The sequence below is a fragment of the Rubripirellula lacrimiformis genome (assembly GCF_007741535.1).
GTDB lineage: Bacteria > Planctomycetota > Planctomycetia > Pirellulales > Pirellulaceae > Rubripirellula > Rubripirellula lacrimiformis.
In genome coordinates this window covers 5,608,993-5,624,461 of sequence record NZ_CP036525.1, presented here as the reverse complement: position 1 = coordinate 5,624,461, position 15,469 = coordinate 5,608,993, and the positions used below count along the sequence as shown (strand labels likewise).

Sequence of the window (15,469 nt, the reverse complement as noted above, 5' to 3'; positions counted from 1 at the left end):
CATGCCGACCATCTCAATGACCTTTCCCGGAGGTCGCTACCATGCGACTCCTTGGGGGCATCATGTTAATGAAGGGCAAATTGAATGGCCGCCCAGTCCCTGGCGACTGCTGCGCGCCTTGATCGCAACCGGCTACGCAACCCAGGGCTGGACCGAGATTCCGCCTATCGGACGCAGACTGCTTGAATCACTCGCCGACGTGCTTCCACAGTATGAAGTCCCGTCGGCTAGCAGTGCCCACAGTCGTCATTACATGCCGATGGGAAAGCTGGATAAGAATATTGAAAAAACCACGCTAGTATTCGATACCTGGGCCAATGTTGGTGACGGCGAACTGAAGGTCCGCTGGGATTGTGATCTCGATGCCGAGGCAAGCGAACTCTTCACAAGGCTGGTTGAAAGCTTGGGTTACGTTGGTCGAAGTGAAAGCTGGGTCGAAGCATCTGTGACTCTTGATGAGGAGCGATTTGACGAACAGCGTACGGTTCGCCCGCATGGTACCGACTATTACCCCGGCCCGGAGTACGAGCAATTTCATGTAATGGCAGCCACGTCTCCCTCCGCGTATGAGGTCTGGCGTCAGAGACGCGGTGAACAAGCGCTGGAGAATTTGTCACTACCCGACGGCAAGAAAAAGCCCACGCAGTCCTTGCTAAAGAAGCGAACTGCGGCGCTGCTTCCTTTTCCAGAAGACCTCATTGAGTGTTTACAGAAAGACACCGTGTGGTGGAAAAAACAGCACAACTGGAGTCAGCCACCTGGCTCGCAACGAGTCCTTTATTGGCGGCGGACGGACGCGTTGGTTGTTTCCAAGCCGGCCCTGCCAAGGCCGTCTGTAGCACGTCCGGTATCAGCAATGTTGCTGGCAATTTCCACTGCCAGTCGAAACAAGTCGGCTCTGCCATCGGTGATCCGAACACTGCCTCAGGCCGAACTTTTTCACCGTGCGATCGTTGGGCGGGTTGCAAAAGGAAATCACGTTCACTGCCCTGAGTTAACGGGCAAGGACGGCGACGGTGAGCCGCTAAAAGGATCGCATCGACACGCTCACATCTTGCCACTGGACCTTGATGCTGACGGACAACTCGACCATATCTTGATCTATGCTTCCATGGGACTAGGGGACGCCGCCCAGACTGCGATTCGAACCATGAAGCGTACCTACACCAAAGGCGGCGTCGGCGAACTGCAAGTCTCACTTGTCGGTCGCGGTGACCTCGAGTCACTTCGCAACCTGCCCGAATTTCTGCAGCCACAAATTCAGCGGCTACTCGGTCCACCCGATGGATGTCGTTCCTGGATCAGCGTTACCCCGTTCGTGGCTCCACGGTACGTCAAACGAAATGGAAAGAACACCCTGGTTGGCCAGGTCGCGGCCGAGCTAGCTTCTCGCAAGCTTCCGACTGCCAGCAAAATCGCAATCTTGCCACCAGACGCAGGCTTACCGTTTTCCAGTGTTCCGAAGCTTCGACATTTCAAACGCACCCGGCAACACGGTGGAACACCACCACCAAGCGATTCGGGTTTTGCGCTGCGAATCGAACTGGACGCGCCCATTGTTGGCCCTCTGACGCTTGGCTATGGCAGTCATTTTGGACTGGGACTATTTTCGGCAGTGGACGAATGATTGAGTTCGCTACCGTCGTCGTTGTCATGCCGGCCTTTTAGGGATTAGGCGCCGGCTGGCTTGAAGCGAGTGTCCGGCGTTGAGCCGGTTGCTTCGCTGTCACCTATGTGTTCCGGTTGATCCCGTAGCTCCAGCGAACGCTCCAGGCAAGCGAAATGAATCGCATCAGGCGAAGGCGCGGGTGCGAAGTCGCTTGGAGATCGCTGCGGGGAAATAGTTCGAGTTCGAGTTTAAGTTCGAGTTTAAGTTTTCGGACCGAACTTTGATTTCCAACTCCAACTCGAACTCGAACTCGAACTCGAACTCGAACTCGAACTTTTGCGAAGAGACGAAGGCACAAGTTCGGGGCGACGACTTAGGACGACATCGCCTTGATGCCCTCTAGCACGATGGTCGATCCGTTCAGCACCATGTGGACGATCATAGGGGCGGTGATATTGCCGGTTTGGCGATATAGGAAACCGAGTCCCAAGGACAGTACGAACAGTGGGATGGGGGCAGCGCCCTGGCCCAGGTGCGCCATCGCGAACACGATGCTGGTCACGACGATCGGCCACCATGAACGGGATCGCCATCCCGTGTCGGGATCCGTGATCGGGTTGGCCAGCCGTTCCAGGCCGCCTTGCAGCAGGACACGAAACAGCAGTTCTTCGGTGAACGGCGTGATGATCGCGGTGCCAATGAAGATCATCGCGAACTTCATCGGTGACATGCCGGCCATCGAATCCAACACCGGGTGTTCATAGTCGATCAACAGTGATGCCGCCGCGGCGACCAATAGCACTGGCGGCAGGATCATCAACGACGCCTTCAGCCCCAGCAGCCCATCGGCATCGCTGAGCCGCAGAGAAAGCAGATCGACGAAACGCCGTTCGCGAAGGCGAAGCCATGCCAGCGCCAGGATGGCGGCCACCACTCCTGAACCCAGGGTGACGACGATCAGGTAGGTCGTGCCGGTGGCCGGGGCATCGGCTGTCGCCCGTGTCACCCATCCGGCGGCCATCATCGACGCGATCGATAGTCCCGCAATCACTTGCATCAGGCCGAACATCACCAACGCGTCGCCCGGATTCCAGAACGGTTTCACACGTGGCTGGGCAGGCACCAAGTACTCGGGGATCCCCGCAAGGTTGCTGCGATGCGCGATCAGCAATCGGATCCACTTCACAAAGCTGACCACCATCACATACAGCAGCAATAGGTTCAGCAGGATCAACAAAGCCGGCGGGTTTTCCAAAGAATCGCTTTCGCTTTACAGGTCCGCCGGAGCGTCACGCATCACTTTGGACGCAGCGATGACATAGACATACCCGGAATACAGCGTCAGTGCGATCGATGACCACAAGAAGATTTGTCCGGCCCAGCCTAGCCACGCGACGCTCGGGTTGATCAGCGACAGCAGGATCGAGATCACCGCGGCACACTGCAGCACCATTTTCCATTTGCCGAGCTGGTTGGCTGAAAAGTCGCCACCACTGCCTTCGATGATCGCCCGCAGGCTGGTCACCAGCAGTTCACGTGCGACCACGATGGTCGCCATCCAAGATGCGACGCCAGAACCGGCGACTTCGACCAACGCGATGAACGTGCCGCAGATGATGATTTTGTCGACAAACGGGTCGAAGATGCGGCCCAGTTTGGTGACTTGCCCGTACTTGCGAGCCCAGTATCCGTCCATCCAGTCGGTTGACACGGCGATGGAAAAAATGATCAACGCGGCAATGTGATTGCCCATCGGGATCAGTGCCATGACGGCGATCGCGAGCGCAAAGCGAGCTGTTGTCAGCGCGTTGGGCACGTTGTAGATCGATACCGGCTTTGGGCTCATTACGGTTGTCGTGGTCATTTGAATAATCGGTCATCCAAGGTCTACGGTAGTTGTCCCTGAATCACCAGAGCCCGCCAAGGTGGGGCCAATGCGCGGCGGCCATACATGCCGGGGCGTCTCTGCCTGGTTTGTCGGCTGGCGGCCCGTGGGGCTGGCCAACCAGTGTCGCGAATCCGCTCTTTCAGCGGGGACGCATCCATCGTTGATGGTTCGTTACAGCGGTGCGGCGACCAAATCGTAACCGTCCGAAGCAACGATCTCGCAGTCGATCATGTCGCCGACTTCCAACGGATCGTCTGGATCGATGCCTGAAACGTAAACGATCCCGTCGATATCCGGTGCTTCGCCTCGGGTCCGACCGATCCACACGCCCGGTTGATCCGGCAGCGGCGAGTCGATGATCACCGTTTCGGTGGTGCCGATGCGGCTTTCGATCCACTTGAAAGCAACCTTCTGTTGCACTTCCATGACTCGATCGTATCGCGCCTGAGCGACATCCGCTGGAACACGGTTGGGCAGTTTCGCCGCGGGCGTGTCTTCTTCGACGCTGTAAGTGAAGACGCCCAAGTGTTCAAATTTCTGTTTGGCGACAAAGTCGCAAAGTTGGTCAATGTCGTCTTCGGTTTCGCCGGGGAAACCGGTGATCAGTGTGGTCCGCATGATCAGGTTGGGGATTCTGGATCGCAGGTTCGCAAGGATCTCTTCTTGCAGGCCGCGCGTGGTCTTGCGAGCCATCCGTTTCAGCATCGTGTCGGATGCATGTTGCAGCGGCATGTCGATGTACGGCACGATTCGTTTGGCGTTTGCCAAGACATCGACCAGCGCGTCATCGATGTACATCGGGTAAAAATACATCAACCGAATCCAATCGATCGATTCAATTTTATCCAGCTCGGTTAGCAGTTCGGTTAGTCGCGGTTCGCCGTACAGATCTTTGCCGTAATAGGTTGTGTCCTGGGCAACGATGACGACTTCGCGGACACCGCTGTCGCCCAGACGCTTCGCTTCGTCGATGATCTGTTCGATCGGCTTGCTGTAGTGCTTGCCGCGCATCTTGGGGATTGCACAGAAGGTGCACAGTCGATCGCAGCCTTCGCTGATCTTCAGATACGCAAAGTGGCGTGGTGTGACGGCACGGCGGACGGCGTCCGACAGTGGCTTGATCGGTGCAGGCCGGAACACCTTTTCTTGTTCTTCGACGCCCGATTGCAGGCGGTCGATCACCGAAACAATTTCGTTGCGACCGAAAACGCCGATCATCGCGTCGATTTCGGGGCGAGCTTCCAGCAGTTTTCCCTGCTGACGTTCGGCCAAACAGCCTGTAACGACGACGTTTCGGATTTTGCCCGATTTCTTCAGCGCCAGCATTTCGTCGATCGCGCCCAACGATTCTTCACGGGCTGAATCGATGAAACCGCACGTATTGACGACCACGAAGTCCGCCGTTTCGACGGATTCAACCATCGCGTAGCCGTCTTCGTCCAGTCGGCCCAGCATTTGTTCGGTGTCGACCAAGTTCTTGGGACAACCGAGGGAAATGACGGCATAACGGCCGCGAACACCATCGGTCGACGCAGCAGGAGCCTTGCCAGGAAGGGTTTGCGACTCAGAGACGATGGGGAGCTGCATCGATGGGGGGTGCTTCAAGCGGCGTTTTCGGGAATCGAAAGGAGCCCCAAATTAAACCACAGGCACGAAAAACACGCAAACGATTTGCCGAGACCACCCAGTCAAAACAGGTTTCCAGCGGGAAAAGGATCGTCTGAATCGATTCACAAGGTGCCATTCGAAGCACGATCGCCGGCGTTTTCGGCGGTTTTTCGTAGCGCAACTCGCCAAGAGTTTCGGGCTTGGATGGTGGGATCACCGAAAGTCTTGACGACTTCCGCTACCAACTGCTTCCCAGCGTTTGCCTAAACGGCTCACTCAATCAGCAGGCCGTGTTCGATGGAATCAAGGACGGATTGCGATTTGCCGGAATTTCCCGCGATCAGTCCTCGTGCTGGAACAGAACACAGATTGCCGATGGGGCGGTCACGATCGACTGATTGTATTTCAGTTCGCCCGTCGAGCCGTCCACATTGAACGAAGCCAAGGTGTGCGAGTCTTGGCCGGCAACCAGCAGCCAGTTCCCGCTGGGGTCCAGGTTCATGCCACGTGGCGTGACGGCGCGAGCGTTTTCGACTTCGATGACGGACAGTTCGCCGGTCGATTGGTTGACGCGGAAAACGGTGATCGAATCATGTCCACGGTTCGCCGTGAACACGAACTGGCCCGACGGGTGCACCCGGATCTCCGACGCGCTCTTGAACTTCTCTTTCGCCAGGGTCTGTTTCGACACCGTTGGGATCGTTTGCTTGGCCGTCATCTTGCCGGTTTCCGCGTCGTAATCGAAAACCGTCACGCTGAGGGATAGTTCGTTCAGTACGAATGCAAACTTGCCCGAGGTGTGGAACTTCATGTGCCGCGGTCCACCGCCGGCTGGAACTTTGCCAAAGCCATGCGGAGTCAGCTTGGCGTTTTCGGCATCCAGGCTGTAGATGACGACTTTGTCGAGTCCCAGGTCGGGAACAAAAGCAAACCGGTTGTCGGGTGAAAATCCAACCCAGTGGGCGTGCGAGGAATCTTGACGTTTGGGGACGACGCCGGATCCACCTTCGTGCTTGATCAGTTCCGTCGATTGGTTCAGGGACCCGTCGGCGTTCAATGAAAACGCAGCGACGCTGCCGCCACCGTATTGGGCCGTCAGCAGGGTTTTGCCCGTCGGGTCGACAGCAACGTGTGCCGCACCGCCATCACCGATCGGCAGCGAATTGACCAAGGACAGTTGAGGGGCACCATCGCCACTGGATTCAATCGCGTACGCCGCAACCACCGCTTCCTTGTTCAAATCGCCGACCGCGTACAGCACATTGCCGCTCGGGTGCATCGCCAAGAAACCGGGCCCACGGATTTCGGCCGCCAGCGTCGGATCGGTCAGGTTGCCAGTGTGAGTGTTCAGCGTGCAGTGATAGATGCCTTGGCTGGGTTGGCGAGCGCTTGTCCCGATCCAAACGTCAATCGACTCGGCAGACGTCGAACCTGAAACACTCATGGAAATCACCAGCATACATAGGGAAAGAATAAGAAGGCGCATCGGTGGCAGGCTCGTGATGAAGGGCTGGGGGGCGGAGTCAAGATCATCGCCCAGCGGAACGCCGGATGCAAGCAAGCAGCGGACGTATTTGGCCGCGACTTCCGGGCCGACTAGGCCACTCGGTTGTAGACGACGCCGGCCTTGTTGCGCCCGGTCTGGTCGATCGCGCCAGTCTTTCGCAATACGTACGCGATTTGCTGGGCGTGCCAGCGGGGACGGTCGATCGCGGCGGCCAAGTCGGCGGTGTTGAAGTTCTGGATGCCGTCGGGCAAATTCAACAGCGATAGCAGGTCCGCCGGTTCATTGATTTCCAGCGTTTCCTGGATCGATTCCAGACGCACATCTTCGACTTGATAGTCTTTGTGCCAACTGCGACGCCGTTTGGTCTTGCTGGGCACCCGCACTTGTTCGACATGCAGCAGCGGAACATCCATCGTCAAATTGGTGTGCGGAAACACTCGGGTGAAATAGATCATTTCGTCGAACAGGTCTAGCACGCTGCCCCGCTTCGGACTCATCCTCCGCGACTTGACCGCACCACCCCGTTTGGCCAATTTGATGATCCGGGTGCGGATCACGATCGGTTTGACCACTCGCAACGTGTGGCTCTTCAACAGTTGTCGGCACTTGTCTCGGATCGCCGACAACGACGCACACTGGACCTCGACCAATTCGGGACCGCGATCGGCGTCTTGGCGGATGGCGTCGATGCGATAGCGGCCCAACACGACTTCGGTTTGCGAAGGATCGTCGGCGTAGACGAGTTTCAATTGTTGGTGCAGTGTCGTTTCCATCGCACGTCCTTGGTGGCACGCTCCGCAGGTTCTCGGGCTGTGCTATTGAAGCAGGGAACGGATTGCTGCCGCAAGTTCATCCCGCCTCTCGGGATCGATCATCAATGCCCGGTGGTCCAGCACGACCAGGCGCTGGCCCAGCATTTCGGACCGGTCCAGCGAAACCGGTTTTCGGCATCGCCGCGGGCTGGTGCGGGCCAGCGATCGGAAGCCTGCGCCAAGCGGCAAGCCCATCGCTTCGGCAGCATCGATCACTCGCAACCGTTCCTGGTCGGATCCGACCGTGAAGGCGACTTTGTAAAACGCCGATTCGTCGCGTTGGCCGCTGTACCAGGTGACGCCTGCAAGGTGTGGGAACACCTGATCACGCAGTTCAACGGCCGTTTGGCTGCGGCGGGTATTCATTTCCGCCAATCGATCCAGTTGCGGATGCAGGACAGCGGCCGCTAGCGGCGAGATCCCGAACGCATCGCTGGGGCGGTCCATGACCGGCGCCAAGCGAGCGGCTGTGCGGTCGTCGTTTGCGAAAATGACGCCGCCGGAACCACAGGACAGCAGTTTGCTGCCACCCAATGACCAGACCCCAACGTGTCCGATGGTGCCGGCCGATCGGCCGTCGATCGTCATTCCGGCTACCTGGCACGCGTCTTCGATCAGCACCCATCCGCGGTCGTCGCAAATCGATTTTAGTCGGACGATGTCGGCCGGCACCCCAAACAGGTGGGATGCGATGACGGCTTTCACGCTGTCCGATCCCGCTTTTTCGACGCCGTCTGCATCGATGCAGGGCGACTGGTCCGCCAGATCGACCAGCACGGGACGGCCCCCCAGCAGCTCGATCGCTCGAACATTTCCGGGGTAATCCAGGGCAGCGGTGATCACCTCGTCCCCAGGCCCAACCCCCGCGGCACGCAGCCCCAGTTCGACCGCCGCCGATCCGCTGCAGCACATGCGGACCGAGCCGGCACCGGTGAATTCTGCGATTCGTTTGGTCGTTTGGGCAACGGTTTTCGATGCATATCGCCCCCAATCGCCGCTAGCGACACATTGGGCCGCGGCACTTCGAATTTCGGGCCAATCAGGGGGCCAGGCTGGTAGCGTCAGGTTCATTGCCGCCCAGTGTAGCCCGCCGCATCGCAATGTCGCCCACGAAGGAAAACCTCATCCAACGTAGTGGACTTCGCCAGAAGTCCCTCACCCTCTGCCCTCTGCCCTCTGCCTCTACGGGGCGGGACGGGGCGGGTCGGGGCCATCCAACGAAATTCACGCAAATCCCACCAAGGCTCCAATCTCCCCTAACCACCTGCGTTGACCTCTCACCGACTTCGCCGATCTTCGCAGGAACCCCCAAATCACCATTCGGGCGGCTGTGGTATACCCCCGAAAGCACGCTTTCATGCATTCGCTGTGCCGTGCTGGGCTTGTGACGATTTTTCCACATCCATATCATGCCGCATTCACTTTTCGCCGGCCCGAGGTCGGTGACCATTCAAATGAAGGCGTTGTCGTTTGTTTTTCGTTGGTGCACTGAACCTGTTCTTGGTCGATCTGCAGCTGTTGGCACAGGCTGATGCGGCTGCGGGAGATGCGGCTGTGGCGGATCCCGGAACGGGGTCGAGTGGCGATTTTCTATCGCCTTTTCTGCTCCCTGCCGGACTTTTGTTCCTGTTTTACTTCATTGTGATCGCACCCGAACGCAAGAAGAAAGCGGCCGAAGCCAACTTGATGTCGTCCTTGAAAAAGAACGACCGCGTCGTCACGATCGGCGGGATTCACGGCGTGATTGCGGCGGTCTCCGCGGACAACGATGTGGTGACTTTGCGGATCGACGAAAGTGGAAACACGAGAATCAAAGTCAACCGATCGGCGATCTCGCGGATCGTAACGGACAAAGAAACGTCCGGAAAAGAAAATAGTTCAGACAAATCCAAGGACGACGGTTCCGCTGCGAAGAAGTAGCTTTGGCCGCTCGATTCATTCGAGTGGCGAGACCGGCCAGCCCAACCCCCACCGACATCCCGATTCAAGAAAACGATGGACTGCTCTTTCATGACCAATCTGGTCTTCGCCGATGCGGCACAGCCTCTGATGAACTTGGCCCAATCGATTCTCGGCCAAGCCGGGACTGATGCCGCCGCCACGGCCGCCAACGCAGCTGCGGGGGCCGCTCAAGAGGCCGTCAAGAACGCTAGCGAGCAGGGCATTTCCTGGCAGCAGTACGGTGCGGTGGCAATCGCCCTGGCCGTTCTGATCCTGCCGTTCTTCCTTGGCAACTTCCTGGCGAAGTCGCTGAAAATGCCATCCTACGGGACTCGTTTCGGCTGGATCCTGTTGGCGATCATCGCCAGTGGCGTCGTGCTGGCCAAAAGCCGTCCGGGACTTGGCGTCGACCTCCGCGGGGGCACGATCCTGGTCTACGAAATGGACCCCGGCAAAATGAATGCTGGCGGCGATTCCGAAATGCAGCAGATCACGTCGGAAGATTTGGTCGAACCGCTGACTCGCCGGATCAACCCATCGGGCACCCAGGAAATCGTGATTCGCCCCTACGGCGAATCGCAAATCGAAATCATCGTCCCCGAAGTCGATCAACGCGAAGTCGATCGAATCAAGGGATTGGTCGAAGAAGCCGGGATTCTTCGCTTTGCAATTTTGGCGAACCAATCGGATCACCAACCACAAATCAACTTTGCCATCGAACAAGCCGGATCCAAAGACCGCGCCGCTCGCCTGAGCGAAGTCGTTCGCGACCCAGGCAGCGAAGATAATTCCATTGTCGGGCTGTGGGCCAATGTCGATCGCGAGAAAGACGGCGAAACCTTGGGTGCTTTGCGAGTCGATGTCGGTGACGCGATCGTGCGTAACCCCGACACCGGCGAAATCCTGACTCTGCCAGCCGAACTGCGTGGCCCCAACGGTGCCGCAGCCATCGCTGCTTACATCGACCAAATGGGAATGTCGGGCATCGAAGCTCTGATGATCATCGATCCATTGATCGATATCACCGGCGAAGACCTGGCGTTTGCCGCCAGCACGTTCGACGAAAAAGGTTCGCCCGCCGTCGCCTTCAACCTGACCGACGCCGGATCGAACCGGTTCTTCGTTCTGACCACCAACAACGCACCGATCGGCCAACGGACCCGCCAACTAGGGATCGTGTTGGACGATAATCTGTTGTCGGCTCCTAGCATCCAGTCGCCGATTCGAAAAGAAGGCCGGATCACTGGTCGATTCACTCGTCAAGAAGTCGAATCGCTGGTTCAGATCCTGAAGGCTGGGCAACTGCCTGCCGCACTGACCAAACAACCGATCGCGGAAAACCAGATCGACGCAACCTTGGGACGGGACACCATCACCAAGGGTGTGTGGGCGATCACGGTTTCGCTGTTGTTGGTTCTGCTGTTTATCTTGGTTTACTACCGTTTCGCCGGCATCATCGCCTGCATCGCATTGGTCCTGAACTTGGGCCTGATCTTGGCAACCATGGTGTTGATCAACCAACCGTTGACCCTGCCCGGTTTGGCCGGTTTGGTTTTGACGGTCGGTATGTCGGTCGACGCCAACGTGTTGGTCTTTGAACGGATCCGCGAAGAATTGAAAAAGGGTGCTGCCGCACGAATGTCGATTCGGAACGGTTTCGCCAAAGCAACGGTCACGATTATCGATGCAAACTTGACGACGCTGATCACCGCGATTGTTTTGTACGCGATCGGTACCGACCAGATTCGTGGCTTCGCGGTCACTTTGATCTTGGGCATCGTGTTTTCGATGTTCACTGCGATTTACGTATCGCGGACCTTGTTCGACCTGGCTGAACGACGCGGTTTCCTTTCGCTGTCGATGTCCGACGGTGTGAACTCGCTGCGAACCGCCTTCACGGGCGAAAATGGCGTTGATTTCATGGGCAAGGGCAAGGCCGCTTTGGCCATCTCCGCAGTCCTGGTGACGATCGGATTGGTATCGTTGTACGCCCGGGGCAAGAGTATTTTTGACATCGACTTCGCTGGTGGATCGTCGGTTCAGTTCCGTTTGGATACGCCGACACCAACTCAGAAGGTTCGGGATATCGTGAAGCCAGAAATGGTGCAAGCGAACGAAAACGGAACCGAAGACGTTCCTTACACGGTCAACGGTGTGACCATGGACGGCATCGAAAACCGGACCGTTTACAAAGTGGATTCGGCGTTCGCAACTGTCGAAGAGTTGAAGGCTGCTGTTGCCAAGGCATTCGCGGCTTCTCAGGAAGTCAACATGGTCACTTACAATGTGTCGATCAGCCCGGCGGATGGACCGTCGACCGATGACCAAAGCATGTTCGCCCCCTCCGACGCCAATGGCGTGATGTTGGCGGTCGCTCAGGCTCAAGAAACTGCACCTGCGATCGGTGAAGCACCCGCAGATGATGCGGAAAACTTGGTCAATAGCAGTGCGGTTATCAAATTAGGTGTCGAAGGCGACGAGGAAGGCGGATTGCTAAACGCGTCCACGCTTCGCGAATCGTTGCTGGCGGCTGCGAAGGCCGTCAACGTTCCTCTTGCGGAACGATCCGTTTCGGTGAAACCGCTTGGCGAAGGTGCCGATCAGTGGAAACCCGATTCGTCGCTGACGTTCCAGGACTGGCAAGTCGATTTGCCGATCGGGGCCGCTGACGCCGACAAGATTATGGAATCCTTCAAAACAACTCTGGATGCAGATCCCGTTTGGATCAGTAGCAGCAGTGTGGGTGCCCGCGTGGCCGGCGACATGATCGGACGAGCGTTGGGTGCATTGTTCGCCAGCCTGTTGTGTATCGTCGGATACATCTGGTTCCGATTCCAACGAGTGATTTACGGTTTCGCAGCCGTCGCCGCTCTGTTGCACGATGTTTTGATCACGCTCGGTGCGATCGCCATCAGTTACTGGTTGGCCGACGCATTGGGTTTCTTGCTGATCGATCCGTTCAAGATCAGCTTGACCGTGGTCGCTGCGATCTTGACCATCATTGGTTACTCGCTGAACGATACGATCGTGGTCTTTGACCGGATTCGGGAAACCAAGGGCAAAGCCCCTCGGTTGACCAGCGACATGATCAACAGCAGCATCAATCAAACGCTTAGCCGTACTTTGCTGACTTCGTTGACAACGTTCATCGTGGTCATCCTGCTGTACTGGTTCGGTGGCGATGGGATCCACGCCTTCGCGTTCTCGTTGGTGGTCGGCGTCATCGCCGGTACCTACAGCAGCGTGTTTGTTGCCAGCCCCATCCTGTTGTGGTTGGTGGAACGAAGTGAACGAAAAGCCGCCGCCGCATAGTTCGGTGGCTTGGGGGGGCAGGGAGCAGCATCATGTCGAGTCGGCCAAAGATCTTTTTGACGCGTCAGCTTCCATCGGAGTCGATGCAGCTGTTAAAGTCGCAGTCCGAACTGACCTACAACCACGATGATCGCTACCTCAGCAAGGAAGAGATCATCGCCGAGATCCAAGGGGTGGATGGTCTGCTGTGTCTGTTGACGGACACGATCGATGATGATGTTTTGGGGGCCAACCCGGATCTGAAAGTGGTCGCCAACTTCGCCGTCGGTTTCAACAACATCGACGTTGCCGCCGCCACTGCTCGCGGCATTCCCGTCACCAACACGCCTGGCGTGTTGACGGACACCACCGCGGACATGGCTTGGGCGCTGCTGCTTGCCGCCGGCCGACGCGTGGTCGAAGGCGACCGGTTCGTGCGGTCGCGCCAATGGCAGGGTTGGGGCCCGCTGCAGTTTCTAGGCGGCGATGTCACCGGTTCGACACTGGGGTTGATCGGGTTCGGCCGAATCGCACAGGCGGTGGCCCGTCGGGCACGCGGATTCGACATGAAGATTCTGTATTGGAATCGAACCCGGTTGTCGGCCGACGAAGAATCCAAGTTGGGCGTTCAGTACGCATCGATGGATGACGTGTTGGCGAAGTCGGATTTTGTCTCGGTTCACGTCGCGCTCAATGACCAGACCCGTCATCTGATCGGGCCGCGTGAATTGTCGCTGATGAAGTCGACGGCATCGATCATCAACACGGCACGTGGACCGATCATCGACGAGGCCGCGATGGTCGACGCGTTGAAGAATGGTTCGATCGCATCGGCTGGTCTGGACGTTTACGAGAACGAACCGCAGCTAGAGCCCGAATTGTACGATCTGGCCAATGTGGTGATCGCGCCACACCTGGGCAGCGCGACGATCGGTACGCGGACCAAGATGGGCAACATGGCCGCCGAAAATTGTCTGGCGGCATGTCGAGGTCAGGTGCCACCCAACCTGGTCAATCCGGAAAGCTTAGACTGACGACGGTTCCCTTGGTCCAGTTGGGGCGAGTCGTTATGTCGGATGCGTTGCCATCACTATTTTCTTTGTTGCCGATCATCGTCGTCGGTGTATTCCTGGTCGGGTTGCGCTGGTCGGCTGCGCGTGCGATGCCGATGGCCTACGTTACCTCGGTCGCGGTGGCCTATTTCTATTGGCGGGTGGATGCGGCTCAGATTGCGGCTGCGACCGTGAACGGTTTGGTGATCACATCGACGCTGCTGTTCATCATCTTCGGTGCCATCTTGTTGTTGAACACGATGCGGCAAAGCGGCGGGTTGGCTGTGATCCGCAGCGGCTTCACCAACATCAGTTGTGATCGCCGCGTGCAAGTGATTTTGATCGCTTGGTTGTTCGGGTCGTTCATCGAAGGTTCGGCAGGCTTTGGAACGCCGGCGGCCGTCTGCGTCCCGTTGTTGGTGGGGTTGGGGTTTCCGCCCAAAGCCGCCGTGGTCTCGGGCATGATGATCCAGTGCACGCCGGTGTCGTTCGGTGCGGTCGGGACGCCGATTTTGGTCGGCGTCGCAAAGGGACTCGATGGCAGCCCAGGTGTGGCGGAATTTGCCAGCGGGCGGGGGCTGGCCAATTGGGCCGAACTGCTGCCGATCATCGGTTGGAAAGTCGCTCTGCTGCACGCGATCATCGGTACCCTGATCCCGTTGATTTTGGTCAGCATGATGACCGGTTTGTTTGGCAAGGGGCGAAGCTATCGCGAGGGGCTGCAGCTATGGAAGTTTGCCATCTTTGCTGGCCTTTCGATGACCATCCCGTACGCCTTGATCGCATACTTGTTGGGCCCCGAATTCCCGTCATTGATCGGTGCATTGGTGGGGCTGGCCATCGTGGTCCCGGCGGCACGGCGCGGTTTTCTGATCCCGGACGGTCCAGCTTGGGATTTCGCGGAATCGTCCACGTGGGACGCTTCGTTCCATGGGACCACGGAAATGACGTTGTCCGACCCGCCGGCCGGATTGTCGCTGGTCAAAGCTTGGGCACCGTATTGGGTGATCGCCGCCCTGTTGGTGATGTCGCGGTTGCCCGCGCTGGGCATCGGGGCGTGGACAAAGTCGTTCGGCATTCCGGGGGATCCCACGGTGTTGGCAAACCTGTTCGGCAGCAATGTCAGTGTTGCTCCGGTGCAACCGTTGTACTTGCCCGGTACCGTGTTTTTGATCGCTTGTCTGTTTGCCGCCATCTTGCATCGCATGACAGTGCCAGCGATGAAGGTTGCGGTGCAAGATTCTGCAAAGATGATTTTGCTGGCTTCGGCAGCGCTTGTGTTCACGGTGCCGATGGTGCAAGTGTTCATCCATTCCAGCGGGGGCGCGGCGGGGCTTTCGTCGATGCCGGATGAACTGGCTGCGGGGGTTGCAGCGTTCAGCGGATCGGCATGGCCATTGTTTGCATCATTGATCGGCGGACTAGGAGCCTTCGTTGCCGGCAGCAACACGATTTCGAACATGATGTTCAGTGGATTTCAATTTTCGGTTGCAGAAAAAATCGGTGCCGATCCAACCTGGATTGTCGCACTGCAAGCGGTCGGCGGAGCCGCAGGGAACGTGATTTGTGTTCATAATGTTGTGGCGGCTTGCGCGGTCGTCGGTTTGGTCGGACGCGAAGGTGAAGTGATCCGTGCCACGGCCAGGGTGTTCGTGTATTACATTGCAGGGGCTGCCTTATTGGGGTGGCTCGTGGTCGGTGTTGGCTAGCCCCGCTGGTGGATCACTTCGCCGAACCCCCTGACTGGATTGGCAATCGCTT

Annotated in this window: 11 protein-coding genes; 5 read left to right on the top strand and 6 right to left on the bottom strand. The window is 57.9% G+C overall.

From position 1 onward, the window contains the following. Position 1 precedes the first annotated feature (1 nt). Positions 2–1,627 (top strand): type I-G CRISPR-associated protein Csb2, encoded by a 1,626-nt coding sequence (gene csb2, locus K227x_RS19665; RefSeq protein ID WP_145172174.1) that lies wholly within the window; start codon positions 2–4, stop codon positions 1,625–1,627. A gap of 355 nt (positions 1,628–1,982) precedes the next feature. On the opposite strand, the gene K227x_RS19660 is transcribed toward csb2, so the two are convergent. From K227x_RS19660 to K227x_RS19635, 6 genes are all read right to left on the bottom strand, one after another. Further along, positions 1,983–2,864 carry a CPBP family intramembrane glutamic endopeptidase gene (locus K227x_RS19660; RefSeq protein WP_145172172.1) on the bottom strand — a complete coding sequence of 294 codons (882 nt, stop codon included), beginning with the start codon at positions 2,862–2,864 and terminating at the stop codon, positions 1,983–1,985. 15 nt (positions 2,865–2,879) lie between these two features. Further along, positions 2,880–3,473, bottom strand: a complete 594-nt coding sequence (gene pgsA / locus K227x_RS19655; RefSeq protein ID WP_246145957.1) for a CDP-diacylglycerol--glycerol-3-phosphate 3-phosphatidyltransferase — start codon at positions 3,471–3,473, stop codon at positions 2,880–2,882. A 195-nt stretch (positions 3,474–3,668) separates the two neighbouring features. Next, complete coding sequence (gene rimO / locus K227x_RS19650; RefSeq protein WP_145172169.1) at positions 3,669–5,084, bottom strand: 30S ribosomal protein S12 methylthiotransferase RimO; 1,416 nt, start codon at positions 5,082–5,084, stop codon at positions 3,669–3,671. 361 nt (positions 5,085–5,445) lie between these two features. Next, positions 5,446–6,549: a lactonase family protein gene (locus K227x_RS19645; protein WP_246145955.1), complete on the bottom strand. Its 1,104-nt coding sequence runs from the start codon at positions 6,547–6,549 to the stop codon at positions 5,446–5,448. A 152-nt stretch (positions 6,550–6,701) separates the two neighbouring features. After that, complete coding sequence (locus K227x_RS19640; RefSeq protein WP_145172165.1) at positions 6,702–7,385, bottom strand: hypothetical protein; 684 nt, start codon at positions 7,383–7,385, stop codon at positions 6,702–6,704. Positions 7,386–7,427: 42 nt separating this feature from the next. Further along, positions 7,428–8,495, bottom strand: coding sequence for a DegT/DnrJ/EryC1/StrS family aminotransferase (locus tag K227x_RS19635; protein WP_145172163.1), 1,068 nt, complete (start codon positions 8,493–8,495; stop codon positions 7,428–7,430). Between the two features lie 399 nt (positions 8,496–8,894). Between K227x_RS19635 and yajC the strand changes: the two genes are divergently transcribed. The 4 genes from yajC to K227x_RS19615 all read left to right on the top strand — a co-directional run bounded on the left by yajC (position 8,895) and on the right by K227x_RS19615 (position 15,417). Beyond that, a complete protein-coding gene (gene yajC, locus K227x_RS19630; protein ID WP_145172161.1) occupies positions 8,895–9,344 on the top strand; it encodes a preprotein translocase subunit YajC in 450 nt (149 codons plus the stop codon). 90 nt (positions 9,345–9,434) lie between these two features. Next, a complete protein-coding gene (gene secD / locus K227x_RS19625; RefSeq protein ID WP_246145951.1) occupies positions 9,435–12,677 on the top strand; it encodes a protein translocase subunit SecD in 3,243 nt (1,080 codons plus the stop codon). Positions 12,678–12,709: 32 nt separating this feature from the next. Then, positions 12,710–13,690, top strand: coding sequence for a 2-hydroxyacid dehydrogenase (locus K227x_RS19620; RefSeq protein ID WP_145172159.1), 981 nt, complete (start codon positions 12,710–12,712; stop codon positions 13,688–13,690). Further along, complete coding sequence (locus K227x_RS19615; RefSeq protein WP_246145949.1) at positions 13,639–15,417, top strand: L-lactate permease; 1,779 nt, start codon at positions 13,639–13,641, stop codon at positions 15,415–15,417. Before K227x_RS19620 ends, K227x_RS19615 begins: the two co-directional genes overlap by 52 nt. Positions 15,418–15,469 lie beyond the last annotated feature (52 nt).